Source organism: Campylobacter sp. RM19073 (assembly GCF_024723495.1).
Lineage (GTDB): Bacteria > Campylobacterota > Campylobacteria > Campylobacterales > Campylobacteraceae > Campylobacter > Campylobacter porcelli.
Map to the genome: position 1 here is coordinate 1 of NZ_JANQCT010000015.1, position 26,751 is coordinate 26,751.

27 protein-coding genes are annotated in these 26,751 nt (G+C 34.4%); 12 read left to right on the forward strand and 15 right to left on the reverse strand.

The genetic code is table 11. The annotated features are described in order from the left end of the window. Positions 1-119: 119 nt before the first annotated feature. The 8 genes from CSUIS19073_RS06120 to CSUIS19073_RS06155 all read right to left on the reverse strand — a co-directional run bounded on the left by CSUIS19073_RS06120 (position 120) and on the right by CSUIS19073_RS06155 (position 6,885). Positions 120-1,400, reverse strand: coding sequence for a major outer membrane protein (locus CSUIS19073_RS06120; protein WP_086242593.1), 1,281 nt, complete (start codon positions 1,398-1,400; stop codon positions 120-122). A 185-nt stretch (positions 1,401-1,585) separates the two neighbouring features. Beyond that, positions 1,586-1,879 (reverse strand): hypothetical protein, encoded by a 294-nt coding sequence (locus CSUIS19073_RS06125; protein WP_086242594.1) that lies wholly within the window; start codon positions 1,877-1,879, stop codon positions 1,586-1,588. A gap of 55 nt (positions 1,880-1,934) precedes the next feature. Next, complete coding sequence (locus CSUIS19073_RS06130; protein ID WP_086237286.1) at positions 1,935-2,552, reverse strand: UPF0323 family lipoprotein; 618 nt, start codon at positions 2,550-2,552, stop codon at positions 1,935-1,937. 23 nt (positions 2,553-2,575) lie between these two features. Further along, positions 2,576-3,694, reverse strand: coding sequence for an N-acetyl sugar amidotransferase (locus tag CSUIS19073_RS06135; RefSeq protein WP_086237439.1), 1,119 nt, complete (start codon positions 3,692-3,694; stop codon positions 2,576-2,578). A gap of 24 nt (positions 3,695-3,718) precedes the next feature. After that, positions 3,719-4,789, reverse strand: a complete 1,071-nt coding sequence (aroC, locus tag CSUIS19073_RS06140; protein ID WP_086237287.1) for a chorismate synthase — start codon at positions 4,787-4,789, stop codon at positions 3,719-3,721. A gap of 13 nt (positions 4,790-4,802) precedes the next feature. Next, entirely contained in the window at positions 4,803-5,471 is a 669-nt protein-coding gene (gene rnc / locus CSUIS19073_RS06145) for a ribonuclease III (RefSeq protein ID WP_086237288.1), read from the reverse strand. After that, positions 5,472-5,900: a ribonuclease HI gene (gene rnhA, locus CSUIS19073_RS06150; RefSeq protein ID WP_086237289.1), complete on the reverse strand. Its 429-nt coding sequence runs from the start codon at positions 5,898-5,900 to the stop codon at positions 5,472-5,474. It lies immediately after the preceding gene. Next, positions 5,878-6,885, reverse strand: coding sequence for a tetratricopeptide repeat protein (locus tag CSUIS19073_RS06155; protein ID WP_086237290.1), 1,008 nt, complete (start codon positions 6,883-6,885; stop codon positions 5,878-5,880). Before CSUIS19073_RS06155 ends, rnhA begins: the two co-directional genes overlap by 23 nt. A gap of 60 nt (positions 6,886-6,945) precedes the next feature. Here CSUIS19073_RS06155 and dnaG point away from each other — a divergent pair, with 60 nt between their 5' ends. The 3 genes from dnaG to CSUIS19073_RS06170 are packed head-to-tail and all read left to right on the forward strand — an operon-like array spanning position 6,946 to position 10,393. Further along, positions 6,946-8,571, forward strand: coding sequence for a DNA primase (gene dnaG / locus CSUIS19073_RS06160; protein ID WP_086237291.1), 1,626 nt, complete (start codon positions 6,946-6,948; stop codon positions 8,569-8,571). Then, positions 8,568-9,551 carry an ATP-binding protein gene (locus CSUIS19073_RS06165; protein ID WP_086237292.1) on the forward strand — a complete coding sequence of 328 codons (984 nt, stop codon included), beginning with the start codon at positions 8,568-8,570 and terminating at the stop codon, positions 9,549-9,551. Before dnaG ends, CSUIS19073_RS06165 begins: the two co-directional genes overlap by 4 nt. A gap of 8 nt (positions 9,552-9,559) precedes the next feature. After that, the gene (locus CSUIS19073_RS06170; protein ID WP_180379407.1) at positions 9,560-10,393 is read left to right on the forward strand and encodes a radical SAM/SPASM domain-containing protein; all 834 of its coding nucleotides are present in this window, start codon (positions 9,560-9,562) and stop codon (positions 10,391-10,393) included. Between the two features lie 156 nt (positions 10,394-10,549). Here the strand turns inward: CSUIS19073_RS06170 and CSUIS19073_RS06175 are convergent, their stop codons facing one another. After that, entirely contained in the window at positions 10,550-11,125 is a 576-nt protein-coding gene (locus CSUIS19073_RS06175) for an NAD(P)H-dependent oxidoreductase (RefSeq protein ID WP_086237293.1), read from the reverse strand. A gap of 202 nt (positions 11,126-11,327) precedes the next feature. Here CSUIS19073_RS06175 and CSUIS19073_RS06180 point away from each other — a divergent pair, with 202 nt between their 5' ends. Further along, positions 11,328-12,173, forward strand: coding sequence for a hypothetical protein (locus CSUIS19073_RS06180; RefSeq protein WP_086237294.1), 846 nt, complete (start codon positions 11,328-11,330; stop codon positions 12,171-12,173). Continuing rightward, positions 12,166-12,894 carry a hypothetical protein gene (locus CSUIS19073_RS06185; RefSeq protein ID WP_086237295.1) on the forward strand — a complete coding sequence of 243 codons (729 nt, stop codon included), beginning with the start codon at positions 12,166-12,168 and terminating at the stop codon, positions 12,892-12,894. Before CSUIS19073_RS06180 ends, CSUIS19073_RS06185 begins: the two co-directional genes overlap by 8 nt. 187 nt (positions 12,895-13,081) lie before the next feature. Here CSUIS19073_RS06185 and CSUIS19073_RS06190 read toward each other — a convergent pair whose 3' ends face one another. The 3 genes from CSUIS19073_RS06190 to CSUIS19073_RS06200 all read right to left on the reverse strand — a co-directional run bounded on the left by CSUIS19073_RS06190 (position 13,082) and on the right by CSUIS19073_RS06200 (position 15,854). After that, positions 13,082-14,005 (reverse strand): hypothetical protein, encoded by a 924-nt coding sequence (locus tag CSUIS19073_RS06190; RefSeq protein WP_086237296.1) that lies wholly within the window; start codon positions 14,003-14,005, stop codon positions 13,082-13,084. 17 nt (positions 14,006-14,022) lie between these two features. Then, positions 14,023-14,235 (reverse strand): hypothetical protein, encoded by a 213-nt coding sequence (locus tag CSUIS19073_RS06195; protein ID WP_086237297.1) that lies wholly within the window; start codon positions 14,233-14,235, stop codon positions 14,023-14,025. Between the two features lie 233 nt (positions 14,236-14,468). After that, complete coding sequence (locus CSUIS19073_RS06200; RefSeq protein ID WP_086242595.1) at positions 14,469-15,854, reverse strand: cation:dicarboxylate symporter family transporter; 1,386 nt, start codon at positions 15,852-15,854, stop codon at positions 14,469-14,471. 179 nt (positions 15,855-16,033) lie between these two features. On the opposite strand from CSUIS19073_RS06200, the gene CSUIS19073_RS06205 reads away from it, so the two are divergent. The 3 genes from CSUIS19073_RS06205 to CSUIS19073_RS06215 are packed head-to-tail and all read left to right on the forward strand — an operon-like array spanning position 16,034 to position 18,396. Then, complete coding sequence (locus tag CSUIS19073_RS06205; RefSeq protein WP_086242596.1) at positions 16,034-17,131, forward strand: aminotransferase class I/II-fold pyridoxal phosphate-dependent enzyme; 1,098 nt, start codon at positions 16,034-16,036, stop codon at positions 17,129-17,131. Continuing rightward, entirely contained in the window at positions 17,112-17,726 is a 615-nt protein-coding gene (locus CSUIS19073_RS06210; protein ID WP_086242597.1) for a pimeloyl-ACP methyl esterase BioG family protein, read from the forward strand. The genes CSUIS19073_RS06205 and CSUIS19073_RS06210 overlap by 20 nt, the downstream gene beginning before the upstream one ends. Beyond that, entirely contained in the window at positions 17,716-18,396 is a 681-nt protein-coding gene (locus tag CSUIS19073_RS06215; protein ID WP_086242598.1) for a methyltransferase domain-containing protein, read from the forward strand. Before CSUIS19073_RS06210 ends, CSUIS19073_RS06215 begins: the two co-directional genes overlap by 11 nt. Here the strand turns inward: CSUIS19073_RS06215 and bioA are convergent. Both bioA and bioD read right to left on the reverse strand, forming a co-directional pair. Next, positions 18,393-19,748, reverse strand: a complete 1,356-nt coding sequence (bioA, locus tag CSUIS19073_RS06220; RefSeq protein WP_201789988.1) for an adenosylmethionine--8-amino-7-oxononanoate transaminase — start codon at positions 19,746-19,748, stop codon at positions 18,393-18,395. The genes CSUIS19073_RS06215 and bioA overlap by 4 nt on opposite strands. Before the next feature lie 9 nt (positions 19,749-19,757). Beyond that, positions 19,758-20,426 carry a dethiobiotin synthase gene (gene bioD, locus CSUIS19073_RS06225; RefSeq protein ID WP_086237302.1) on the reverse strand — a complete coding sequence of 223 codons (669 nt, stop codon included), beginning with the start codon at positions 20,424-20,426 and terminating at the stop codon, positions 19,758-19,760. 144 nt (positions 20,427-20,570) lie between these two features. Between bioD and CSUIS19073_RS06230 the strand changes: the two genes are divergently transcribed. The 4 genes from CSUIS19073_RS06230 (at position 20,571) to CSUIS19073_RS06245 (ending at position 24,614) form a co-directional block, all read left to right on the forward strand. Beyond that, positions 20,571-21,242 (forward strand): class I SAM-dependent methyltransferase, encoded by a 672-nt coding sequence (locus CSUIS19073_RS06230; RefSeq protein WP_086237303.1) that lies wholly within the window; start codon positions 20,571-20,573, stop codon positions 21,240-21,242. Positions 21,243-21,251: 9 nt separating this feature from the next. Further along, the gene (locus CSUIS19073_RS06235) at positions 21,252-21,923 is read left to right on the forward strand and encodes a methyltransferase domain-containing protein (protein WP_086242599.1); all 672 of its coding nucleotides are present in this window, start codon (positions 21,252-21,254) and stop codon (positions 21,921-21,923) included. A gap of 11 nt (positions 21,924-21,934) precedes the next feature. Further along, entirely contained in the window at positions 21,935-22,729 is a 795-nt protein-coding gene (locus CSUIS19073_RS06240) for a WbqC family protein (protein ID WP_086237442.1), read from the forward strand. Positions 22,730-22,814: 85 nt separating this feature from the next. Continuing rightward, entirely contained in the window at positions 22,815-24,614 is a 1,800-nt protein-coding gene (locus CSUIS19073_RS06245; RefSeq protein WP_086242600.1) for a PhoX family protein, read from the forward strand. A 1,343-nt stretch (positions 24,615-25,957) separates the two neighbouring features. Here the strand turns inward: CSUIS19073_RS06245 and CSUIS19073_RS06250 are convergent. Beyond that, positions 25,958-26,575, reverse strand: coding sequence for a zeta toxin family protein (locus tag CSUIS19073_RS06250; RefSeq protein ID WP_086237306.1), 618 nt, complete (start codon positions 26,573-26,575; stop codon positions 25,958-25,960). Positions 26,576-26,751: the final 176 nt, after the last annotated feature.

Below are 26,751 nucleotides of genomic sequence, written 5' to 3' on the forward strand. Positions count from 1 at the left end.
GTAAAACAATCATTTAGGTTATTTTACTTTTGCGAAAATTTTGTCGCAAAGGTCGGCTTTACAGAAACCACCCTTTAGGGGTCGCATTCGCTAGTTTTGTGGGGGGGGGTGCTATAAAATTAAAAATTATATCTAGCCTCAAATCTTAAATGTTTATAATCTCCTATAATTGTATCTCTATTGATATATGAGTACCAAGCTTTAAAATTTAGCTTTTTGCTATATTTATAATCCACTCTAGCTACGGCTTCATACTCATTGGTAGTTGAGTTGATTCTTTTGCGTGTTACTTCGCCAGATACATAGTCAGCACCTACTCTTACTTTATTGGCAAATGTATAACCAGCTTTTAAAAACCAATATTTATTTTCGCCACTTATTAAAGAGTATTCTAGTATATTTTCACCAGCGTCTATAAAACTGCCTTGATCTTCAAATGAGATTAACGACACTGCATCTGTATCAAACCATACATAACCGGCATTCGCATCAAAGCCAAAGGCTTTAGCGCCAGCTTCTATAGCTGCAAATTTAGCATCATCTAAAGGCAATACTAAACCAAGTCTAAAATTTTCTGCCCACATACTTGAAGTGGCGTATTGAGCTTGTAAGCTTAGATCTATATCGGCTATATTTGCTCCTATTAGCAAATCAGTAGCGTATAGTTGAGCTACGCTATCAATAGCAGCATACCATAGCTGGAAGCTAACTAGATCATATGAGCCAATAGCAGCTACGCTATAGAGATTTCTATCGGTTATGAATTCTGCTGATGGGGAGTTTCTCTTGCCGATGAAATAAAATCTCGTCCTAATATCATCATCATTTTGAAGGTTATCAAATGCCATACCAGCTAAAGTAAGCCCGTTAATATCGTTATTAAGCACTTTAATACCAGTGCCTACCATATCATCAGTGAAGAATGTGCCTAGCACTTGGCGACCAGCTGTGATAGTGGTGTTACCAGCTTTGTATCCTAGGTAGAATTGGCGAACATTGAATGTTTGACCATAATTATCATAGTTAAAACCCGTATCATTTGTCCCTACCTGGGTAGCAGCGTCAGAATTTTCGCCAGAGTTATCGCCGCTATCATACCTAAAGCCGATAACGCCAAAGAAATTATCATCTAAAGCAGATTGAAAATTTATATCAGATGTAAATCTATGTTTATTAATATGACCTTCAATATCATTATATTCACTATCATATCTATATCTTGAATACCCTGATATATCTATATTTTTAATAGTTTCTTCAAGTATCCCAGCACTTGACACGCTTGAAGTGGTTAAAGGAGAATACCCCCCCCCATTATCTTCAAGTGTCTTAGCGTTTGATACGCTTGAGATGGTAGCTACGCTTATAATAGCAGATAAGCTTAGTTTGACTAATTTCATTTTTATCTCCATATTGAAATATAAATTCTCAAATTATAACGATTTTTCATTTAATATTTACTAAAAATTTGATAAATCATTACCTATCATTTACTAAAATTTAGCAATCTTGATAAGATTAGTTTAAAGCAATAGCGGTAAAATCGCTAAATTCATTTGCCTATTAGCAGTAAATTTAGGCTACATTAAACGCTTTTTGCGATTTTCTCCATTTTGGTAAGTAGCTTTGATCTCTCATTATCATCTAAATTTCCATATAATAGCTGATTCATTGCTTGCATAAAGTCAAATGTAGCAAAGAGTTTCGCATCGCTATTTGCTTCTTTGGTGGCATTTGAGATGGTTGAGTCTAGGGAGCTAGACTCAGCTTTTATCTCTTTTAAATTTTGTAAAATTTTATCAAATTCGCCAGTTTTATCGAATTTTGCTTGATTTATAGCTAGGTTCATTAGCTGGGTATTTAGCTCATTGATTTGCATATTTTGCCTTTAATTTGTGAATTTGCAAAATATAAGCAAAAATTAGACCAAAATATCAACCCCCAGTAGCTTGGCTTGAGCCGCTACCGCTTCCGCCTCCAAAAAATCCGCTTCTAGCGTTGCTTCCAGCTTTTGAGGCAGTGGAGCTTGTGGCGGCTTTATTGAAGCTATTTACGCTTCTATTGTATGTGCTTGGGTTGTTGTATGCTCCTTGGCGAGTGTTTTGGTAGGCTGGATTGTTAAATAGCTTTGAGCCGATCCAGCTTCCTATTATCGCACCAGCTGCGCTAGCTAAGATGGCTTCGCCTAGTCCTAGACCACCGCTTCCGCTACTTAAATTTGAGTTTGTCAGACCGCTTGTTCCAGCGTCTATTTTGGCATTTTCTTCTTGTAAGAGCTTGTCTATTTCAGCTTGGCTTAGTAATCTCTCACTCATTGCTCCATTAGCATCTTTTTCTCGCAAAAATATTCTTGTCTCATTGCTTGGGAATTCATCTGCTATTTTATAGCTTCCATCGCTTGTTTTTTCTATAAATACCGTTGCGCCTTGCTTTTGGATAGCTTGAGCCATAGATGAATCTTCAGAGCTACCACACCCCACTAAGCCAAATGCTATGATGGCACCCACGCCACTAGCTATACCTATATCTTTTAACTTTTTAATATGCTTCATTTCCACCCTTTAATCATAAAGTTTTAGTTTAACTCATATTTTAGTTTATATTCGCCAAATTCATTCTTAATAAATATATCTTTATTATAATGTTTTTCTATTATTTGCCAAAATTTGGATTTGTTGATACCTATGAAATTACAAAAGTCATCTACGCACCTAGAGTCTAGTGCGTGGTCTTTCTCTTTTACTAATTTAATGGCCTCATCTCTACTCATTAGGCCATATCTTACTAATCTAGAGGCGTAATCAGTAGCCATAGCGTGGCCAAATTTAGGGTATTTCATCCACGCATGGACGATATATGCTACGCTATCTACTTGGTCAAAGGACTCTATAGTATGCGTTCTATCCCATTCGCTTTTTAAATCGCTAAATCCCCTGCTTTTTGCAAAGATGTAATTAGAGTATGAGTTCCACTTGACAAAGTAGCTTAGATATATTGGCTCAAGGCGGTTTATATCTAAATTTGGATTATTTGGGTCATAAAATAGTTGAAGCTCCTTTGGGTCTAATCTTACGCCACTTAAGTCTATATCACTAGCTACGCCATTTAAAAATATATCTTTAGCACTTGGGGTCTCTGCTGCGTCATTGCCGCCATACTCGTAGCTTACATTCTCTCCATAAACCAAAAGCGGGGTGTTAAATTTAGCCGCCATGGCAAATGGATAGCTATATATCAAGCGATCTATATACCATGTTGGTTTGCCATATTTTTCAAATGTATATAGCATTAGGGCTTTTTGGGTTTTGATATTTGGCTTTAAAGAGATTATATGGCAGCCAAACTCCTCGCTTAAATTTTTTAGATTATTCTTACCAGCTTGGGTCATTGTGAAGTTATCCTCAACGCTAAAAAGCACAGGATTCATCCCTAAAACCTCTTTCATTATATGGACTTGAAAGTGGCTATCCTTGCCACCGCTTACAGCAATAGCGCAATCATACTCATTTTTGCCATTTATGCCCCTATGCTTATCGCATAGTGCTTCAAGCTCTTTAAATCTAGCTTTATAATCCACATTTTTCTTATTTTCGTGATTTATACACGCACTACACTTTAGCCTTCCATCTTTTAAGGTGGTAAATTTAATCCCTGGCCTACTATCTGGCATTACGCAAAAATCACAATATCGCATTACCCCCCCCCCTAAAATCCTTACTCATTTATATATCCTTTTTAAATTATTTAAATTCGAAGTTGCATTTAAAAGCAACATATCAGCTATTACTAATCTAGCCATCGCCGTAGCTACCACACTTCCACGCACTCCGATACAAGGATCATGTCTGCCACGAAGCTCACAAATCGTCTCATCACCATTTAAATTTAGAGTTGGCTGGGATTTAAATATGCTTGGAGTGGGCTTAAAATAGCTCTTAATCACAATATCGCTTCCATTGCTAATTCCGCCTAAAATCCCGCCACAATGATTACTCATAAATCCATTTTTATCCATACAATCATTATTTTGACTACCAAGCATACTAGCTACGCTTATGCCATCTCCTATCTCTACAGCCTTTACCCCATTTATCCCCATCATAGCACTAGCTAAGGTCGCATCAAGCTTATTATATAGCACTTCGCCTAGCCCAGCTGGAGCGTTATGAATGATGGTTAATACACTAGCCCCAAGGCTATCATTTGAGTTTTTAGTATTTAATATTAGCTCCTTAGCACTCTCTTCTGTGGTCTTATCAGCCCAAAAAATCTCGCTAGAATTAGCAAATTCAAAATCAATATTATCAGCTTTTATATCACCAATTTGCGTTACACAGCTTTGGATATTGATATTAAACTCGCCCAAAAGCAACGCCGCAAACGCTCCACCAGCTACCCTAGCTACGCTCTCTCTAGCACTGCTTCTACCACCACCCCTATGATCTCTAATCCCAAATTTAGCAAAATATGTATAATCAGCATGCCCTGGGCGAAATAGATCTTTGATATTATCATAATCTTTGGAGTGTTGAGAGGTATTAGCTACTATAAAACCAATAGGACAACCGGTGGTAAAACCATCATAAATTCCGCTTAAAATCTCTATCTTATCACTCTCTTTTCTTGAAGTGGCATATTTGCCACCGGGGCGACGCTTATCTAGCTCATTTTGGATAAACTCCATATCAACCCTAAGCCCAGCTACAATCCCATCTATAACCCCACCTATAGCCACGCCGTGGCTCTCGCCAAATGTGCTTAATCTAAATTTACTCCCAAATGTATTCATCTTTAACCTTTAACTATTCTAATATCTCTAAAGCCTTTAAAGCACAGGCTTGTTCGGCTGATTTTTTGCTACTTCCTGTGGCTCTTGCGATCTCTTTGCCATTTAGTAGCACGGCCATCTCAAAGCTCTTTTTATGATCTGGGCCACTTGAGCTTATTAGCTCATATTTTGGTGCTACTCCTATACTAGCTTGAGTTAGCTCTTGGAGCGTGGTTTTATAATCTTTAGTTAGCGAATTTAGACTAATATCAGGGAAATTCTCCTCTAAAAGCAAGATAAAAATTTTCTTAGCAGTATCTATCCCACTCTCTAGATATATCGCTCCTATTAGGGCTTCTAAGGCGTCGCTTATTAGGCTTGGCTTTTCTCTTCCGCCGTTATTTTCTTCAGCGGTTGAAAGGTATAAAAACTCTCCAATTCTAAGCTTTATAGCGATCTTAGCAAGGCTATCTTCATTTACTAATGAGGCTCTTAATTTACTTAGATCGCCCTCTTTTTTGCCTTTGAATTTATGATACAAATACTCCCCAACGATCAAATCCACCACCGCATCGCCTAAAAACTCTAGCCGTTCGTTATTTGTGGAGTTTTTGATACTTTTGTGAGTCATGGCCTCTTTTAATAGATTTATATTTTTAAATTTATATTTTAAAAGCTTTTGAAATTCTCTTATCTTATCCATCTACTCCTCCTTTTGTAGTTTTGTCGCTGCGTCTTTGGCTAATTGATCGCAACGCTCATTTTGCGGATGGCCAGCGTGAGCTTTGATCCAATAAGCCTTGACTTTGTGAATTTGGATTAGTCTATCTATCTCTTGCCAAAGCTCTATATTTTTGACATTTTTAAAGCTCTTTTTCTTCCACCCTTCAAGCCAGGAGTTAATCCCATTTGCTGCGTAGCTACTATCTGTATAAAGATTGACAATACAAGGCTCTTTTAAAGCCTTTAAGCCATTAATGATTGCTAAAAGCTCCATTTGGTTATTTGTGGTATTTAGCACTGCTCCGCTATCATTTTTAGTGTGTTTTTCATACTCTAAGATATACGCCCAGCCACCAACTCCAGGATTATTTAAGCAACTTCCATCGCTAAAAAGCGATACTATTTTCATCGCTCTCCTTTATAACATTTGGGATAATAGCACAGCTTCCTAGCCTAGCGCAATGATTACACCGATAAAAAAATAGCGGATATGAGCTTTTACACTCATTGCAAATGTAGCTAAAGCTTAAGGTGGCATTTAGATTATTTGCCTTAGCAATCTTTAAAAGATTGAGATTAAAATCACTAATTGGAGCGTTATTTTGCCCTTTGGCACTATATAACTCCTTATACTCATCACCTTCTAAAATCCCATCATTAAGATATAAAATATCTATACAACTATCTAAATTTGGCTTTAATTTTATCTCATTTATATCTTTATTATTTGTGATATAAGTTTCTAAAATCATACGATTTATCAGATTAAACTCATCAGCTAATTTATTAAATTTAGCTATTTTTTGACTAAATTCCATATTGCTATTTTTTATCTCTAGAGCTTTTGTATATGCTATTTGCATAGATACTTCTACGCCTTGCTCATTTAGAGCATCTAAAACTTCAAGGCTTTTTTGATACATTCTAAGCTTTTCAAATCCTAGCCCAAGATGGCTAAGTGCGTCAATATTTTTGGTACTTAATTTAATGGATTCTAAAAATACCTCCGTAGATCGCTCTATAAATCCAGCTTTTAAATAGGCTTTTCCTAAATTTAAAAATATAAACTCTTTTTCGCCCTTTTTAGCAGCCTTTTTAAGAGCGATTAAATATATACTAATAGCCTTGTTAAAATCCCCACTCCTAGCAAAAATCCCAGCCAAAACCCCAAGCGAATTTGAGTCTATATCAAGGTTTAATAGCATATTTTGGTATTTTGGGTCTAGTTGGCTTTGGGATTGAAATTTGCTAACAAATTTATCTATGCTGTTTTTTTGATCTTTGAGCGAAAACACTCCCCAAAAATAGCTTAAAATCGCTATCAAAAGCAAAACACTAAAAAGAACAATAAGCCCAAAAATAGGATCTCTATACTCAATGAAAAAAAAGTCCAAATCCAAAAACCTTGCTAAATTTAATGGCGATTATAGCTAAATCAATGTATAATCTCGCTTATGATTTCTAAAAATAGTATAGAAAATTTAAAAAATATAGTTGATATTGTTGATGTAGTAGGTAGCTATATACCGCTTAAAAAATCAGGTGCGAACTTCGTATGCGTATGCCCTTTTCATAATGACAAGCACCCATCAATGTCGGTTAGTCCAAGCAAGGGGATATATCACTGCTTTTCATGTAAGGCTGGTGGAGATGCGATTAAGTTTGTTATGGAGTATGAGAAGCTAGGCTATGCTGAGGCGATCGAGAAATTAGCGTCTATCTATAATGTAAGCTTAGAATACACAAGTAGCAAAAATGAGCCAAAAGTAAATAAGAAAATTTTAGAGAATTTAAATCTCCATTATAAAACGCTTTTGTATAAAAATCCTGAAGCTATAAATTATCTAAAAAGTCGCTCTATCAGCGATGCCATCATAGAAAAATGGGAGCTTGGCTGGGCAGCAGCATCGCAAAATACTCTAAATTTACTCCAAAATGAGGGCATTGAGCCAAAAGAGGCTTTAGAAGTTGGTGCTATCAAGCAAAATGAGAGCGGATACTACGCTAGTTTCATCAACCGCATAACATTTCCTATATATAATCATCTTGGGAATTTAGTAGGCTTTGGCGGTCGCACCATTAGCGATAATCCAGCTAAATATATCAATAGCCCACAAAGCCAAATTTTTGATAAATCTAAGATATTTTATGGCTATGATAAGGCTAAAAATGAGATTTATAGGTCTCAATCAGTGGTGATTTGTGAAGGTTATATGGATTGTATTATGCTTCATGCTGCTGGGATAAATAATGCTGTAGCGGTGCTTGGAACAGCACTAACCCAAAAGCATATCCCACTGATAAAAAGAGGCGATATTAAGGTTACTCTAAGCTTTGATAGCGATGAGGCTGGAGTCAATGCGGCCTTTAAGAGCTCAAGATTGCTTATGGAGCATCAAATAGATGGCAAAGTGGTCTTAATAAGTGGTGGCAAGGATCCAGCCGAGCTAGTAGCAAGTGGTAAGGAGATGGAATTAAAAGAGCTATTAAGCGGTGGGGTTGAGCTTGGGGAGTTTTATATAACTCAACTTGTAAAAAATTTAAATCCCAAAACCCCTTTAGAGATTTCCAAAGCACTTAAGGCTATCCAAGAATTTAGCTTTAATCTTGATCCTATAGTGGCTAACTCCTATAAAGCTCTTGTATCTACGCTTTTAGGAATTGAGATTAGCTCATTTAAATTAAGCAAAAATGTGAGCGTATCTAAAGCTGTAAATATCCCAAATAAGGCTTTAAATTTAGGAGAAAAAAGAGATATTGCCGAGCTATCAATCTTAAAAAATATGCTTATAAATCCTGAGTATTGCCAGATTGTAAAGCAGTATTATGGTATTGAAATTTTTAAAGATAAGGCTGCGTATAGAGCGGTTGTAGGCTCACAAAGCCAAGATAACGAGCATATAAGGGAGCTTGAATTGCAAGATAATTTAGAAGAGTATAGAAGTGTAAATGAGCTTCATAATGCTATTAGACCCCTTGCGGTGGGCTATTATGAGAGACTTTTAAAAAGTGCAAAGCTAACGCTTGAAGAGATAATTGAGTGTAAAAAAAGAATATCAATATTAAAAGGAAAAAGATGAAAAGAAAATGTTTAGCCCTATTTAGCGGTGGGCTTGATAGCATGCTAGCTATGAAATTAATCTCACTACAAGGTATAGAAGTTCATGCCTTAAATATAGATATAGGCTTTGGCTCAGATCCTGTTAAAAATGAGACTCTAGCTAAAAGAGCAGCGATGGCAGGAGCTAGTTTTGAGAGTGTAAATGTGCGTAGTAAATATCTCCAAGATGTGCTTTTTAATCCTAAATTTGGATATGGAAAGCAGTTTAATCCATGTATTGATTGTCATGGGTTTATGTTTAGGACGGCTATTTCTATGCTTGATGATTATAATGCAAGTTTTGTAATCAGTGGAGAAGTCGTAGGTCAAAGACCAATGAGCCAAAGAAACGATGCGATGGCACATGTGAAAAATTTAGCCGATGATAAAGATGATATAATCCTTAGACCACTTTGTGCTAAGCTATTAAAGCCTACTTTGCCAGAGCGTGAGGGCTGGGTGGATAGAGATAAGCTTTTAGGCTTAAATGGTAGAAGTAGAACGCCGCAACTAAGCTTAGCTAAGGAGTTTGGATTTAGCGATTTTGAAAGTCCTGGTGGGGGCTGTCCATACACGATGGAGGGCTTTAGCAATAGAATTAGAGATTTTATCAAATATGATAAAGATATGAGCGAAGACGACCTTCAAAGCTTAAGATATGGTAGGCATTTAAGGCTTCCTGATGGTGCTAAAATGATAATTGGTAGGGATCAAAATGATAATGAGAAGCTTGATGCTTTAAAACTTGATAAGATGGATAGCATAGATTGCGGCGGTATCATTGGCGCAAGAAGTTTTATAGATAAAAATGCTACTCAAAGCGATAGAGAATTAGCTGCGAATTTAGCCATAAGCTATTGTAAAAGTAGTGACAATCAAGAGTATATAGCCAAAATCGGCACCCATTTAATAAAAGCTACAAAATGCGATAAAAGCTTAGCTGCTAAATACTTCATATAGGCATTTTGGTGGCTAAATTTCAAAAAGTTTATATAGAGATTAGCGATATTTGTGGTTGTGAGTGTAGCTTTTGCCCCTCTGTGAGCGTGGATAAATTTGGCCCTATGGATTTGGGGCTTTATAGCGATATTTTATCACAGATAAGGGGCAAGACGAGGGCGATTTGTTTGCATCTTTTAGGCGATCCATTGGCTAATTTAAATTTGGATAAATATCTAGATTTGGCCTTTAAAAACTCCTTTAAAGTCGATTTAGTCACAACTGGCAAATATCTAAATAAGCATGATTTTACCACACTTTGTAAAGCTCATCAAATTTCATTTTCTCTAAGCGCATTTATAGATAAAAACGGCAAATTTAAAGATGATTATATAGATAATTTACTTGATTTTTGTAAATTTAAAAAAGAGATAAAAAGCGATATTTTTGTAAATTTTAGAGTTCAAAAGCATATGATAAATGAGCCTAAATTTAAGATGATTAAAGATAGATTTGAGCGGTTTTTTGGAGTGAAAATTGATTATAATGCGGATAAAATTCGCTTAGATTATAAGACATTTTTGGTTTTTAAAGAGTATTTTGAGTGGAGAAAGCCAAATTCACAAAATCCGCATAAATATTGCCACGGCCTAATCTCACAAATTGGTATTAAAAGTAGTGGAAGTGTGGTGCCATGCTGCATTGATGCTAGGGCTAGCATAAATCTAGGTAGCCTAAAAGAGCAAAGCCTAACTACCATCATAAACTCACCTAAAGCTAGAGCCATAATAGATGGCTTTAAAGCGGCAAAAGCAGTAGAAAATCTATGCCAAAAATGCGAGTATAAAGCGGTTTTGGACTAGGCTAAATTTTAGCGTTTTAATTCGCTTAAAATTTAGCTTAGTAAATATAGAATTTAAATTATTTAAGTTAAATTCTATTAATAAATTTAGCTTTGAAATTTGGCAATTTTAAGCAATATTTAAGCTAAAAAGCTCCAAATTTCAACCCATCAAATTTTAAAAATTCGCCCTTATATGCTCTTTGTAGCTATTTATATACTCATCTACCTTTGGATTTTTTACCACATCATTACAAATAAAGCTTGGCAACGCCTTCATACCGCAAAATTCCATCGCTTTGTGCATAGCAAATGTTACGCCATCGCACCCACGCCCTTCAAAAAACTCATTTTTATCATTAAATGCTGTAATTGGTGCATTCCAAGTGGTGCTTATCATATATTTTTTGTTTGTAGCTAGTCCGCCTGTGCCATATCCATACTCAGGGTTACTAGCGTGTCTGCCATCGCTTTTTATTAGATTACTAGCTGCAGCCATGAAAACTTCATCAAGATATTTTTTGACTATCCACGGCTCGCCCATCCACCAGCCAGGATATTGCCAGATGATTATATCGCTTTCTAGCACCTTTTTTGCCTCTTCATCTATATTGTAGCCATCGTCTATTTTGGTTTGTAGCACTTCATATCCTTTAGCCTTTAGCTCACTGCTTGCTATCTCGCAAAGCAAGGTATTTAGTTTGCCGCCACTATTACCAAAATTTTTACCACCATCTAAAATTAATACCTTCATACTCTCTCCTTAAATTAATAAAAATTGCTTATTTTAAATAATTTTTTAAAACAAGCATTAAATTAGCATATCTTAAATTAAAAAATTTATTAAATATATTTTAATTTTAGACATATTAAAGAGATTGATAAGGCATCTTTGATGCAAAAATATAAATAATTTTTTAAGTAAAAATTTTGATATAATTACAAAAAGGTAGATTATGAAAAAAGAGTTAGATCAGTTTTATACAAAGCAAGAAGTTGCTTTGTGCTTATGCAAAACATTAAAAGAAAAATTAAATTTAGATAAATATACTTTTTTAGAGCCTAGTGCTGGGTTTGGTTCGTTTGTGAATGCTTTACGGATAACTTTTAAAGAGCCAAAAATAGAAGCTATTGATTTAGACCCAAAGTCTACCCATATAAAATCGCAAGATTTTTTCACTTACCAGCCAAAAGAGCAAAAGATAATAACAATAGGAAATCCCCCATTTGGCAAAAGAGCCACTCTTGCTATAAAGTTTTTTAATTACGCTAGTGAATTTAGTGATTATATAGCTTTTATAGTGCCTTTGCAGTTTGAAAAATGGAGCGTTCAAAAGAATTTAAATAAAGATTTTAAGCTTATTTTTACTGAAATTCTAGACCCTAATTCTTTTATATTTGGTGGCAAAGATTGTTATATTAGATGCTGTTTTCAAATATGGACTAGACTGCCTAGCAAGATAGATTTAAGACTAAAACAAGCACCGCCTACTACTCACAAAGATTTTGAGATGTGGCAATACAATAACACAATTGGGGCAAGAAAATATTTTAACCAAAAAGAGTATAAATGGGACTTTGCTGTTGTGCGACAAGGCTTTTATGATTATAAGCACCTTATTTTACAAGAAGATGATTTAAATCCAAAAATACAATATATATTTTTTAAAGCTTTTGATAATAAAACAAAGCTCAATTTAAAAAGTCTTGATTTTGAGAGCTTATCACGCAAAAATACCACAATACCAGGCTTTGGAAAAGCTGATGTAGTGGCTGAGTATAAAAGGATATTTAATGAATAATTTAAATAAATTTTTTGAAAGCATTTGTAAGGATAGAGCCAAAATAACAGGTTCACCAGATGGCAAAATCTTTGAAGAGAATTTTAAAAGCTATTTAAAACGCTCAGGCTTTAATGAAATGAGCCTTACTATTATAGATGATGGGCTAAAAAGATTTTTAAAAGAAATTAAACCTAAAATTCTAAGCAAAAATGACACGCAAATTTTAAAAAACTCTATTTATCTAAACAACACTAACCGCAAAGATTATGCTAATTTTTTTATTTGGCAACCTTATGGTAGTCAAAATTTCCCGGATTTTTTGGTATTTTGCCAAAATTATATTTTCGCAATTGAGACTAAGTTTTCATCAAAAACAAGTAATAAACCAATGTGGAATTCTAATATCCCAAAAGAAAATTCTATTTATGTTTTTGCTAGTTATCAACAAAGAGATTTAACTTTTTTCTTAGGTCATGATGTCATAGAGAAAAAAGAGCGAGAAGAGCTATTAATACTATGGCAAAAAACAGATGAGGAGTATAATAAATGGACTAAGAGCTTTAGGGATAAAATAAATGCTGGCAAATTTAGTAATGAATATGGCTTTACAACCTATATAAGAAAAGCTTACGAGCAAAAAAATACGCATAATAAAAATGCTATTTTGAATTTTTTTAAAAACAAAAATAGAAAAAAATTAGAAGATAATGTTTTTGAGTTTATAAATAAGCATAAATGAATTTAAATTTATTGATTTATCAGAATAAAATTAATTGTTAAATATCTTAAATAGATATTAAATTTGGCTAATATAATAAAGCTTAAAATTATTAAATTTAAATCTAGCGAATTTTAGAATTGGCTAGATTTAAGCTTTTGCTTTAAGTTTTTTTAAGCTCATCAAGGTGCTTTATAGCGTAGTTAAATTATACTTTGAAATCTATCTTTGAATTTTCTATATTTGCTTCTATATTTTTTATCACAGAGCTTAAATCTTGCGTATTTTCATCCATTAGAAGTCCTGCTTTTGCTAAAATTGCTTTTTGCTCAGCATTTAGTGAGCTTACTCCGCCCATAAATTGCTGTAAAAGAGCTTTAGCTAGTAAGTCTTCGCCAACATTTACTTGTTTTATTCCATCTCCCACTATAGCCGTTATAATGTCTGTTACATCTTGTGCGTGTTCGTTTTTATCCATTATTTCGCCATAAATTATTTCGCCATCACTATTTTTATCATTTTGTATTGTTTTGTTTAGCTCCTTTTCTATGCTATCACTTGCGTATTTGCCAGCAGCATAAGATGAAGAATGCTTATTTTTAAAACTATCTTCAAGTTTCATATAGCTCTCGGTGCTAGTAGAAATATCAGTCATAGAATAAAGACTAAAAACTCCGTGCGAAGTAAAACCAGAGTTTGTATTTGCTAATTCATCTTGGCTTAGGTATCCATCGCCATTAGCATCGCTACTAGCATATCCACGCTTGTAAGCTATATCGCCAAACCACCCAGCCACAAAGCTTTCAGCCTTGCCACTAAGTATTTGCGAACCATCGCTTTTAGTAAAGAAATCTTGTTTTCCAAATACTCTTTGGAGTTTTGCTAAATTTTCATCACTAAGTCCAATTTTTATAAATTCCCCACTTGTTTCATCTTTGAAATAGACTTGATTTTTAAAAGTGCTTTCATTGAAATTAACCTTAATGCTAGTGTTAGTAAGGCTATCTATACTCTTGTCAAGCTCGGCTAATTCAGCCTTAGAACGATTTTGTGCATTTTGACTAAGCACTCCATACACAGAATTATTATAAATGGTCTCATAGCCATAATGTTTCATATTTGCAAGATTCATTGATAGCCTTTTATTATTTAACGAATACAACCTATCCGCGCACAAAAAGCATTTGAATAGATGCTTTGATGATCTGTTTGTGGATTGGTATTTGCGTTTTTATTATTTGAAATTGCGGTGTGAATGTCTAACTGATATCGTATATTGCCATACCTATCTATATAATAACCAGCAAAAGCAGAACTAGCCAAAGTGGCGACTAAAACTGATGAAAAAAGCAATTTTTTCATATTTTCTCTTTATTATTATTAAGTTTGTTTTATTATAGCAAAAAATCAAAATTATTAAATGATTTTTGTAATATTTGTTACAATTTTTTAATCAAGTGTTACTATTTTACACAAAATTTATTTTAAATCAATAAATTTGGCTATTTTATCGCAGAAATTTTCTTATAAACTACTTTAAAACAGATTATAGTGTTTCATTTGCTATATACTTGAGAGCTTAATAGATAAAAAATTTAAGCTTTTGCTTTAAGTTTTTCAAAGTCAAACTCATCAGGGTGGTTTATAGCGTAGTTAAATTTTTGCCTATCGATTTTTTTATCCCAAATTCCTACGATTAGACAAGCCACTGCGTTACCGCATAAATTCCCCACCGCACGCATCTCGCTCATAAACTTATCCACCCCAAGTAGCACCGTTACAGCCACCACAGGTATGACATCATGCATAGAGCCAAGCGTCCCAGCAAGCACCACAAATCCTGAGCCAGTTACTCCTACGGCACCCTTGCTTGTAACCATCAAAATTAGTAAAATACTAAGCAAATGTGAAAAACTAAGCTCTATATCAAAAGCTTGAGCCAAAAATATAACACAAGCTGAGAGATAAATATTTGTACAATCTAGGTTAAAAGAGTAGCCAAAAGGGGTAATTACACCTACGCAACCTTTATGAATTCCAGCACTTTCAAGCTTTTTCATAAGCGGAGCTAGGGCAACTTCGCTTGAGCTAGTAGCAAAGACAACTAGCACCTCTTTAGCAATAAATCGCATAAATTTAAATATATTTACCTTAGCAGTGTAGCAAATCACGCCAAGCACCACAAAAATAAAAAACAAACACGACACTAGCATAGTCCCAAGCAGACTTAGCATACCTATCAAACTCTCAATACCAAATTTACCGATAAGATACGCCATCGCACAATATGCCGCTAAGGGGCTTAGCCACATAAAGATACTAAGAGCTTTTAGCACCCAGTTTTGAGCCTTTTCAATGGGATTTATGAAAAGATCTTTGATTTTCTTTGGGGTAAAGCTTAACACAATTGCCAAAAACAAAGCCATAAAAAGCACTTGAATTGTGTTAGCTTTGATAAAGGGCGTGATAACGACACTTAGGGCTAAAAGAGCATTTTTAAGTATACCTAGCACAAAGCCAAATCCGCTAAGTGTGTTTAAATCATCATAAGGCAAAAGCGGAGTTTTTGGCACTGCGTTTGCTAATATTGACCAGATCGAGCCTACATCTTTAGAAGCTCCAGAAAATTTCTCCACGCTACTAGCATCAAAGGAGCTAGGATCTAGATGCATTCCCACCCCAGGTGCTAAGAGCAATGAGCCAAAAATACCCACAGCTAAGGCTATCGTGCTAACTACTTCAAAGTAGATAAAGCCCTTTAAGCCTATGCTGCCAAGATCTCTTAGACTCTCTAAGCCTACAATGCCTGAAATAATGGTAAGAAAGATAATGGGTCCTACCATCCACTTTAAAATCATTATAAAATAGTCAATTCCAAATTTACTATCAATTCCAATTTGCGGAAAAGTATAACCTACAAAAATACCAAGTATTATTGCTAAAACAACCCAAAATGCGAGATTTTTTAATACTCCAAGCATACTAAAACCTTAAAAAAATAATAAATTTTATCACAATAAATCTTAAATTTTTAAGAAAACCAAGTGGAATTTTAAATAATCTTAGATTTTTGGTTTAGGTGTTTTTGAAATGTTGTTTTATTTTTAATTTCATTTTTTGATATAATGCTAAATTTTATAATAGATTAAGCGAGTTTATAATGTTTGATATACAAAAAGCAAAGCAAGATGATAATTTTAGAGAGTTAAAGCACTCTAAGATAAGCTCAAAATTTCTAAATTTAAATGGCAAAAATCTGCTAAATTTAGGTAGTAATGACTATTTAGGCATAGCAAGTAGTGTAGCCTTAAGAGATGAATTTTTAAAAATTTGCCTTGATAAGGATTGGTATTTTGGCTCTGGGGCTAGTAGGCTAGTCTATACTTCAAGTGATGAATTTGAGCGTTTGGAGAGTTGGTTTGAGAGTAAATTTAATAAAAAAGCGTTAATTTTCAACTCTGGATATTGTGCGAATTTGAGCTGTATCAGTGCGTTAAATGATAGTGATACTCTATTTTTAGCTGATAAATTAATACACGCAAGTATGATTGATGCATTAAAGCTAGCAAATGCGAATTTCAAACGCTACGCCCATAATGATAATGAAGCCTTAGAGAGTTTAATTAAGCAAAATCAAGGCAATGTTAAACGCATTATAATCCTAAGCGAAGCTATTTTTAGCATGGATGGAGATAGGGCTGATATAGAGTTTATGCTATCATTAAAAAGGCGTTATGATAATGTAATGCTGTATATAGATGAGGCTCACTCGTTTTTTGCTTTAAGTGAGCTTGGAATTTGCGGCGATATGGGTTGTGATATTGATTTTATCCTTGTTACGCTTAGTAAGGCTGTAGGAAGTAGCGGGGCTGTGATTTTAAGCAGTGGGGAATTTAAAGATATATTTATAAATAGCGCTAGAAGCTTGATATATTCTACCTCTATACCGCCTATAAATGTAGCGTGGAGTAATTTTATCCTAGCCAAAGACCACTCAAAACGGCGTGAAAATCTAGCAAATTTGATAAATTTTCTAAATCTTAATTCAACCCATATCTGCCCTTTTGTAGTTGGGGAAAATACCAAGGCTTTAGAACTATCAAATGCCTTAAATGAGCTTGGCTACTTCGTCCCAGCTATCCGCCCACCTACAGTCCCAAAGGGCAAGGCAAGGCTTAGAATTAGCTTAAGAGCAGATTTAGAATGTGGCGATTTAGTGAAATTAAAAAGGCTTTTAGATGAAAATCGATCTCATTAAAGATTCTAAAAAACTCATTGTATTATTCTTAGGTTATGGCTTTGATAAAAGTAGCATTAGCCACTTAGAGCTTGGAGATTATGGGCTTTTGGTGGTTAGTGATTATAGCGATTTAAGGTTTGATGGGGGGATTTTAGCTAATAAAGATATATATTTGATCTCTTGGTCTATGGGCGTTTGGGCTGCGAATTTGGCGCTACAAAACACCCCCTTAAAGGTCGCAATCGCCATAAATGGCACCCCTTTTGGCATAGATGAGAAGTATGGGATTAAAAAAGATATTTTTTATAAAAGTATAAGCGAGTTTGATTTTGAAAGCTTTAAAAAACTCTGTTTTTTAGGTATTAACAAGCAAAAATTTAAGGATTTTACATTTAATCAAAATGCTAAAATCGAGCTTATAAATCTTTATAAAAATGCTATTTTGCCTTGCCAAAACCATATTTTGTGGGACAGGGCTTATGTTAGTAAGCGTGATTTGATCTTTGATAATAGTGCGGTTTTAGCATATTTTAAGGATAAAGCTAAGATTATAAATACTCCACATTTTGCATTTTTTAACTTTAAAAGCTTTGGAGAGATAGTTGAGATTTAAGGGTGCTAAATTCTATGATATTTACGCAAAACCGCAAATTTACGCTGCGGATATTTTGATAAATAGCCTTAAAAATTATAGGCAAAATTACGATGATATTTATGAGATTGGTGCTGGAAGTGGGGTTTTGACAAGGCTGATTTTAAGCCAGTTAGAGTGTAAAAATTTGATTTTAAATGACCTTTATGAGAGTGAATTTATGAGTAAATTTAGCACTCAAATAGGCGATATTACGCAGTTAAAAATTAAAAATAAACAAGATTTAATCATCTCAAGCTCAGTTTTTCAATGGATAAATGAGCTTGAAAATTTAAGCTATAACCTAAAATTTAGCTTAAAAAGTGGCGGGATTTTAGCCTTTAGCACATTTATAGATGGCACACTTAAGGAGCTTTCAAGCTTTACAAATCAGAGCTTAGAGTATAAAAATCTAGCCCAGCTAAAAGCAATTTTTAGCAAAAATTTTGAAATTTTAAACGCTCAAGAGAGGCAAATCAAGCTAAAATTTAACAATTTAAAAGAGCTTTTAACCCACCTTAAACATACTGGCGTAAATAATATAAAGGGCGAATTTAAGCTTACAAAAAGTAGTTTTGAGGCCTTAAATTCGCACTTTAAGAATAATTTTAGCCTAAGTTATAAATTTGCTATTTTAATCTTAAAAAACTAAAATCCCCCAAGTACCTCATCTATGCTTTTTACGCATCTTTTTATCGCCTCGTTCATCTCATCTTTTTGGATATTTAGCGGTGGATTGAAGTATATCACATCGCCAAGTGGCCTTAGTATAAGACCATTTTTTAAAGCCTTTTTATAAATTTGATATCCAGTTCTTAAGGCTGGGTTAAATGCCTTTTTACCATCTTTTTGCTCCACTAGCTCAATTGCATTTATTAGCCCGATGGAGCGAATTTGACCTACATTTTTATGTAAGCTTAGAGCGGAGTTTATCTCATTTTTTAGATAGATTGCGTTATTTTGAGCTTGGCTTAATATATTTTGACTCTCAAATATATCCAAAACCGCATTTGCCGCAGCACACCCAAGCGGATTACCACTATATGTATGAGAGTGCATAAACGCCTTGCCTTGGGAGTATGGTGCGTAAAAAGCGTCATAAATTTCATCAGTAGTAGCCGTAATAGACATTGGCATATATCCGCCAGTTAGCCCCTTTGAAAGCGTCATAATATCAGGGCTAATACCAGCATGCTCACAAGCAAACATCCGCCCAGTCCGACCAAATCCAGTAGCGATCTCATCAGCTATTAGCAGCACCTCATACTCATCGCAAATTTGCCTTAGCTTCTTAAGATATAAAGGCGGATATATCTTCATTCCAGCTGCGGCTTGAAGTATAGGCTCAACTATCAAAGCCACGCTCTCTTTGCCATGCTGCTCAAAAACTGGCACAACATACCGCTTGAAATATTTCATAGCGATCTCATCGCTATTGCCATCAAATTCGCTTCTATACATATCAGGGGCTTGCAAACAAATGGCCTTCATCAGCATTGGCTCATAAATTTTAGCATACAAATCAAGCGCCCCAACGCTCAACGCTCCGATAGTCTCGCCGTGATAAGCACCACTTAAGCAAATAAATTTATTCTTATGCGTATTGCCTACTTGGTGCTGATACTGAAACGCCATCTTAAGCGCACTCTCTACAGCTGAGCTACCATTATCGGAAAAGTTAAATTTGCTTAGTTTAGGCGGTAAAATTTGCTTTAATCTACTAGCTAATCTCACAGCCCCTTCATGCGTGAAATTGGCAAATATCACATGCTCAATCTCATCAAGCTGATTTTTAATAGCACTATTTATATACTCATTTGAATGACCTAGTAGATTACACCACCAAGAGCTGATTATATCGATATACTCTTTATCATTTTCATCATAAATTTTAACCCCCTTGCCACGCTTTATCACAATTGGCGGTAGCTCCTTATAATCATACATTTGCGAACACGGATGCCATATTAGCTCTAAATCCATCTTTGCTATATCCAAAAGCATATTTTATCCTTAATTAAAAATATTTAAAATCTCATCTTTGCTTATATCTAAGCTTAGCTCATCTCTTTTTACACAAGATAAAATTTTTAGACCAAATAGCTCATTTATCATCTTTTTATTATCTACGCAAATGGGGCAATTCTCATCAAAATTATTTAATACCACACCCTTTATATCAACGCCATTTTGCCTTAGATAAAAGCTAGTTAGCCCAGTTTGATTGATCGCTCCAAGGGCTGCGTCTGAGACTATTATAACGCTTAAATTTAGAGCTTTTATCAGATCAAGTAGCATTATCTTCTCATCATCATATCTAAGCGGACATATCACTCCACCAGCCCCTTCAACCACCATAAAATCGCAAATTTCATCTAGATTATTAAGCTTAGATATGATTGTGTCCATATTTACGCTTTTATTCTCATTTTTAGCTGATAAATGCGGAGAATAGGGCTTGATAAAATTATAAGCACTCATTTGAGAGTAGCTAAGCTCAATCTTAGCAAATTCACGCACGAACTTCACATCAAGCGGATCATCTGCTAAATTTCCGCTTGAAACTGGCTTGAAATAGCCGACATTTAGTCCAAATTCACGCATTTTTTTAACTACCAACGCACTTATATAGCTCTTGCCTACATCAGTGCTAGTCCCAGTAATAAATATCTTTTTACTCATCTTATTTTCCTTAGATATTGTAAATTTGTATTTTAAGATTTTAAGGCTAAATTTTACATATTTTTAACCAAAATAACTCTATTTATCTATGATTATTTTAAATTTATTATAATTGCTAACTATTTTTATCTTATCGAGTGATTAATGAGTGGTTATATTTCAAATTTAAAAGGCTTTAAATATCCAGATGCTGAGCTTATACGCTATTTTTTCAAAAATCATCTAAACACAAATCCCCAAAAAGTCCTAGAACTAGGCTGCAATAATGGCAATAATCTATCTGTTTTTGCTAGTTATGATTATGAAGTTATCGGAGTTGAGCTTAGCTTAGAAAATGTAGAAAATGCTAATTTTAATTTTGCTAATGTATATGGATTTGATAAATTTAAATTTATTAATCAAGATATGAGGGAGTTTTGTAAGAGTGCTAAAGGGTTAAAAGCTGGTGTTTTACTAATACCAAATGTGATAAACTATATCACAAAATCCGATTTTATAACCCTTTTAGATAATATAATTAAAAATGAATTAATAGAGCCAAATAGCGACTTTTTCATAAGAGCAAGAAGTATAAAAGATCATAGATATGGTCTTGGAGAGCAGATTGATGATGGGGTATTTATCCTTAGTGGCGATGAGTATAGCGGCGAAAAGGGGATAATATGTAGTTGCTATAAAGAGTATGAACTAGTAGAAATCTTAAAATCAAAATTAAATTTAAGAGATTTTACGCTAATTACGAGCGAAAATTTAAATGTAAAAAGCGGAGTATATATCAAAGATAGTGATATAATAATTTATGGAAAAATCAATTAGGAGAGAAATATGTATAAAAATTTAAGGGGTTTGAAATTTCCAGATAGTGCTATGATACCATTTTTCTTTAAAAATGGTTTGCATAATTTGACAAATCAAAAGGTATTAGAACTAGCTTGTAGCAATGGTAATAATCTTAGCTTGTTTGCTTCGTATGAAAATGAGTGTACAGGTGTAGATATAAATCCGCAAAAAATCGAAGATGCCAACTATAATTTCGCAAATATCTTTGGGTATAAAAACTACTCATTTTTTGCTAGTGATATGTTTGATTTTATACCTAAAAATAGTGGTATAAATGCTGATATTTTGCTTATACCAAATGTTGTAAATTACTTTGTAAGGGCTGATTTTTTAAGGCTACTTGAACTTTTAAAAGAGCATAAAATGTATAAAAAAGATGCTATTTTTTTCCTTAGGACAAGGAGCATTAGGGACTTTAGATATGGTGTAGGCAAGATGATAGAGCCAAACTGCTTTAAGATGGCTGATGATTATGATATTACAGGCGAACCAGGTGCTATCAATACTCTATATCAAGAGCATGAATTAATCCAAATTTTACAAGAAAAACTAAATTTAAAAGATTTCAAACTTCTAACTTACGAAAACCAAAATTTGATGAAAAATAATCATATAATAAATGATAGCGATATTGTAATTTATGGGAAAATATCTTGAAAATAGCCATTATGCAGCCTACCTTTTTGCCTTGGTTGGGCTATTTTTATATGATAAATAGCGTTGATAAATTTGTATTTTTAGATAGTGTGCAATTTGAGAGACGAAGTTGGCAAAGTAGAAACAAAATTAAGCTAAATGATAGGGAATTTACCATATCCCTATCCACTCAAAAAACCGCCCAAACCACCAAAATAAGCGATATAAAGCTTTTATCTGAAGATAAATGGCGTAAAAAAATATTAAACACCATATACCACGCTTATAAAAAGAGTGTAAATTTTGATTATTATTTTCAAATTTTAAGCAGTGCAATTATGCAGTGTGAGAGCCTAGCAGATTTAAATATAAGCCTAATAACCAAATTTATGCAAGATTTGGATATTAAAACGCCGATTTACAAATCCAGCCAGCTATCTCAAAGTAACGCAAAAAGAGAGGAGCTACTACTTAGAATTTGCCAAGATTTAAAAGCAGCTTCATACCTGTCATCACAAGGATCTAAAAGCTACTTACAAACCAAGCACTCAATGGACATTTTCGCAAATAGTAAAATCGATATAGAGTATCTAAATTTCACCCACCCAGCATATAATCAAAAAGGTAAAAATTTCATACCATATTTAGGTATTATTGACTTTTTGTTTAATGAAACCAACCCAAAAGAGAGCTTTAATAAAATAATCTTAGAGCAAAATTCAAATAATATGGGGGGGGGTAGAGCCAATCTACCTAATCCTAGTGTGATTAAAGCTCAAAACCGCATACCAATCTTGCTAGATAAATTTAATTTTATTAATTACTAAATTTTACATATTTTTAACCAAAATAACATAGAAATTTTACAAGCTAATTTTATAATTCCATCACAATTTATTAATGGAGTTTTAAATGCAAAGAAGAGATTTTTTACAAGCAACTTGCGGTGCGCTAGCTTATGCTGGGATATTTATGCCTAGTGGTATTAGTGCTAATGTAAATAAGCCTTTAATTGGCTTTAAGCAAGTCCCACCTAGCACTCAAGATAAGGTAATCGTCCCAGATGGATATGAGGTTAGAAAGCTCATTAGTTGGGCAGATCCGCTATTTAGCAAGGCAACGCCATTTGATGAAAATAAGATAATCGATAAAAACGCAGTTGAAAATGCCAAGCTAACTTTTGGGGATAATACAGATGGTATGACGTGGTTTGATATAGATGAAAATCGTGCGATTTTAGCTGTGAATAATGAGTATATAAATCCAGAAATAATGTTTAATCATCAAGGTAAAAATATGAGCTTAGATGATGTTTACTACGAGCAAAACTCAATGGGTGTGAGTATATTTGAGATAGCTAAAAACCAAGATGGGTTTTTTAGCGTTGTGCTAGACTCACCATATAATCGCAAAATCACAGCTGGGACACCTATAGATATACAAGGTCCGGCTAGAGGTCATAAGCTATTAAAAACAAGAGCCGATAAGAGTGGAGTAAGGGTGCTTGGAACGATTAATAACTGTGCTAGTGGCAAGACTCCTTGGGGGACATATCTTACTTGTGAGGAGAATTTTGATGATTTCTTTGGCTCAAGCGATGAGAATTACGCATTTAATCCATCGCAAAAACGCTACGGGCTTAGTATCAAAGGCGAGAATTATGAGTGGAAATTAGATGAGAGATTTGATATAGCTAAAAACGAAAATGAGCCAAATCGCTTTGGCTGGGTAGTAGAAATCGACCCATATAATCCAAATTCCACACCGATCAAACGCACCGCCTTAGGGAGATTGAAGCACGAAAATGCTGAAGTAGTAATAGCCAAAGATGGTAAAATCGTGGTATATATGGGAGATGATGAGGCTAATGAGTTTATATATAAATTTGTTAGCAAGGCTAAATACAACCCAAATAAGCCAAATAGAGATATTCTAAACGAAGGCACCCTATACGCAGCTAAATTTATAGATACAAAGGATTTTGAAGGGGTAGGAGAGTGGGTAGCCTTAGAGTATGGCAAAAATGGTTTAGATGAGACAAATGGCTTTTATAATCAAGGAGATGTATTAATCCATGCTAGATTGGCTGCTAGTGTAGTTGGTGCTACGCCTATGGATAGACCAGAGTGGATAGCTGCTGATCCTAATGGTAAATATATCTACGCTACACTTACTAATAACACCAAACGCACCCAAACAAACGCATCAAACCCAAGAAATAAAAATATCTACGGCCATATCATCAGATGGCACCCTAAAGGTGATCACACAAGCACAAGCTTTAGATGGGATATATTTTTACTTGCTGGAAATCCGCTAAAATATCCAAATGATTTAAGAAAAGGAACGAGTAATATAAATGTAGAAAATATGTTTAATAGCCCAGATGGATTGAAATTTGATAAATTTGGCAGACTTTGGATACAAACTGATGGTAAATACTCTAATAAAGATGATTACGAAGGGATGGGAAATAACCAAATGCTATGTGCTGATCCTATCACAGCGCAAGTAAGAAGATTTCTAACTGGTCCAATCGCTTGTGAGATTACTGGCATTGCTTTTAATCTTGATTATACAACTATGTTTGTAGGTATCCAGCACCCAGGAGAAAATCTAGCAAATAGCCACTACCCAAATGGCAAAAGCTCCACTCCACGCAGCACAATAGTCCAAATACGCAAAAAAGATGGCGGAGTAATCGGCTCATAGATAATATTTAATTTTAAAGACTAGCTTTGCTCTAGCGAAGTTAAACCATAATTTCATCCGCATTTGTCGGATGGATAACTTTAGGTGGGTCAAGGGAGCGTAGCTCCTTGTCGCAAACGGCGACTTGTTGCCGTGCGAAGTTAAAATAATTTTAAGGGGGAAGGGCAAGGTAGCTTCGCTTTTATGTTTCGTAGTGCCATCAAACGATAGTTAGTATCGTTTGACTATTGCACCACTCAACTGCCAAAAAGCGTCCCCCTTCCCACTTAAAAATAAAAAGAATTTCTTTGCGATAAACTTTTTTAAATTTTCTTTTCTTTAAGGGATAGGGGAAACTATAATTTGAAAGCCAAAACAGTTTCCCCTATCCCTTAAGATCCCAACCCCTTCCCAGTTTGGCATTTTTATTTTATAAAAAGCTAAAAGTGCCTACTCCGTAGGGTTACCCTATTAAAATCTGAGCGAAAGCTCAGCAACATTAGAAGGCTTTTTCAAGGGGTTAGGGGTTGTTAAGGGGGAAGGGCAAGGTAGCTTCGCTCTTATGTTTCGTAGTGCCGTCAAACGATAGTTAGTATCGTTTGACTATAGCACTACTCATCTGCCAAAAAGCGTTCCCCTTCCCACTTAAAAATAAAATTAATATAGATTGTTTTATTTTTTAAGACTAGATTAGGCTTAGAATAAAAATCAAAAAAATATTTAAAATTCCAAATTTTTTTAAATTCTTTTCTTTAAGGGACAGGGGAAACCCATTTTTACCTACTTTTAACGCACAAAATTTTCGCAACAAAAAACTCGAAGGAGTTTTTGGCGAAAATTTGGAATAAAAACCAAAGTCCGTGCTAAAGTAGCAAATACTAAAGTCCCCATAAATGGGGTACCCCACTTGTGGGGCTTTAGGTGGGTCAAGGGTTACATTCCAAATTTTCGCCGTAAAACAACCATTTAGGTTATTTTGCTTTTGCGAAAATTTTGTCGCAAAGGTCGGTTTTACAGAAACCACCCCTTCGGGGTCGCATTCGCTGGTTTTGCTGACCTGCGAAGTTAAAAATAATTTCCCCTATCCCTTAAGATCCCAACCCCTTCCCAGTTTGGCATTTTTATTTTATAAATTTGTCGTGAAGTTAAAATAGGGTTACCCTGCGAAGTAGGGACTTTCTCAAAGAGAGTGCAAAGCACAAGAGGTGGGTCAAGGGAGCGTAGCTCCTTGCCCTTAAGCTGGGCTTAGCTCGTGCGGCGAAGTTAAACCATAATTTCATCCGCATTTGTCGGATAGATAACTTTAGTGCGTTTCCAAAGTGCTAAACTTTGGTCGCAAAGTGGGGCTTTGCTCCACTGCGAAGTTAAAAATAGTATTGAGCGATGATTTTATTAGCATAGCTATCTTTTATAATAGAAAATTCTCCATTTTGCTTAAATGCTACTAATTTGGCATTTGATAGGGTTTGCTCTTTGTCATCTAGAATTTCACTGCTATTATCATAAAAATAGATTTTATCACATACCCCAAGTATCTCTTTTAGGTTATCAAAACTTTGTCCAAATCTCCTTTCTAAAGTTGTATTATCGATATTATGTCCGCCTTTGCTTACTCTGATTGCTACTCTTTTTTTAGATATTTCAACGCTTTTTAAACCTATATAAAAAAGTGTGATATTATAACCTTTGTTTTTGGCTAATTTTATAAATTTGACAATTCCTTTTCCACTAAGTGTAGTCTCAAGATTAAAACTAGCACCGCTATTTAAAAATTTATTTCTCATAGCAATAGCCAATTTACCTGCTTTATTTTGTATATATGGGCTTTCGTAATTGCCTAATTCTTTTGCTAACTCATCGCTATTTACCCTATAGCCATAAAAATCATTTTTTAAAAGTTGATTAATATAAAATGTGCTTTTGCCACTTCCATTCACTCCAGCAAAAATATATAGTTGTTTAGTATTGTTTATATTATCCATATAGTAAAACCTTTTATATCAAGCTTTTGCGTTTTATTATATTCTTATTTTACATAATTTAATCTTTAAAGATTAAAAAAGGAAAAAAGTTTATTTGATATTTAAATTTTCTAAAAATTTAAAAAATCTTATTATAAAATCCGTGGCGTAAGCCACCCCTTGAAAGGCTTTTGCAA

Coding starts and splice junctions, on each gene's coding strand:
- CSUIS19073_RS06120 (WP_086242593.1), bottom strand. CDS start 1,400: ATGAAATTAGTCAAACTAAGCTTATCTGCTATTATAAGCGTAGCTACC.
- CSUIS19073_RS06125 (WP_086242594.1), bottom strand. CDS start 1,879: ATGCAAATCAATGAGCTAAATACCCAGCTAATGAACCTAGCTATAAAT.
- CSUIS19073_RS06130 (WP_086237286.1), bottom strand. CDS start 2,552: ATGAAGCATATTAAAAAGTTAAAAGATATAGGTATAGCTAGTGGCGTG.
- CSUIS19073_RS06135 (WP_086237439.1), bottom strand. CDS start 3,694: ATGCGATATTGTGATTTTTGCGTAATGCCAGATAGTAGGCCAGGGATT.
- aroC (WP_086237287.1), bottom strand. CDS start 4,789: ATGAATACATTTGGGAGTAAATTTAGATTAAGCACATTTGGCGAGAGC.
- rnc (WP_086237288.1), bottom strand. CDS start 5,471: ATGGATAAGATAAGAGAATTTCAAAAGCTTTTAAAATATAAATTTAAA.
- rnhA (WP_086237289.1), bottom strand. CDS start 5,900: ATGAAAATAGTATCGCTTTTTAGCGATGGAAGTTGCTTAAATAATCCT.
- dnaG (WP_086237291.1), top strand. CDS start 6,946: ATGATTTCTAAAAATAGTATAGAAAATTTAAAAAATATAGTTGATATT.
- CSUIS19073_RS06165 (WP_086237292.1), top strand. CDS start 8,568: ATGAAAAGAAAATGTTTAGCCCTATTTAGCGGTGGGCTTGATAGCATG.
- CSUIS19073_RS06175 (WP_086237293.1), bottom strand. CDS start 11,125: ATGAAGGTATTAATTTTAGATGGTGGTAAAAATTTTGGTAATAGTGGC.
- CSUIS19073_RS06180 (WP_086237294.1), top strand. CDS start 11,328: ATGAAAAAAGAGTTAGATCAGTTTTATACAAAGCAAGAAGTTGCTTTG.
- CSUIS19073_RS06185 (WP_086237295.1), top strand. CDS start 12,166: ATGAATAATTTAAATAAATTTTTTGAAAGCATTTGTAAGGATAGAGCC.
- CSUIS19073_RS06190 (WP_086237296.1), bottom strand. CDS start 14,005: ATGAATCTTGCAAATATGAAACATTATGGCTATGAGACCATTTATAAT.
- CSUIS19073_RS06195 (WP_086237297.1), bottom strand. CDS start 14,235: ATGAAAAAATTGCTTTTTTCATCAGTTTTAGTCGCCACTTTGGCTAGT.
- CSUIS19073_RS06200 (WP_086242595.1), bottom strand. CDS start 15,854: ATGCTTGGAGTATTAAAAAATCTCGCATTTTGGGTTGTTTTAGCAATA.
- CSUIS19073_RS06205 (WP_086242596.1), top strand. CDS start 16,034: ATGTTTGATATACAAAAAGCAAAGCAAGATGATAATTTTAGAGAGTTA.
- CSUIS19073_RS06210 (WP_086242597.1), top strand. CDS start 17,112: ATGAAAATCGATCTCATTAAAGATTCTAAAAAACTCATTGTATTATTC.
- bioA (WP_201789988.1), bottom strand. CDS start 19,748: ATGCTTTTGGATATAGCAAAGATGGATTTAGAGCTAATATGGCATCCG.
- bioD (WP_086237302.1), bottom strand. CDS start 20,426: ATGAGTAAAAAGATATTTATTACTGGGACTAGCACTGATGTAGGCAAG.
- CSUIS19073_RS06230 (WP_086237303.1), top strand. CDS start 20,571: ATGAGTGGTTATATTTCAAATTTAAAAGGCTTTAAATATCCAGATGCT.
- CSUIS19073_RS06235 (WP_086242599.1), top strand. CDS start 21,252: ATGTATAAAAATTTAAGGGGTTTGAAATTTCCAGATAGTGCTATGATA.
- CSUIS19073_RS06240 (WP_086237442.1), top strand. CDS start 21,935: ATGCAGCCTACCTTTTTGCCTTGGTTGGGCTATTTTTATATGATAAAT.
- CSUIS19073_RS06245 (WP_086242600.1), top strand. CDS start 22,815: ATGCAAAGAAGAGATTTTTTACAAGCAACTTGCGGTGCGCTAGCTTAT.
- CSUIS19073_RS06250 (WP_086237306.1), bottom strand. CDS start 26,575: ATGGATAATATAAACAATACTAAACAACTATATATTTTTGCTGGAGTG.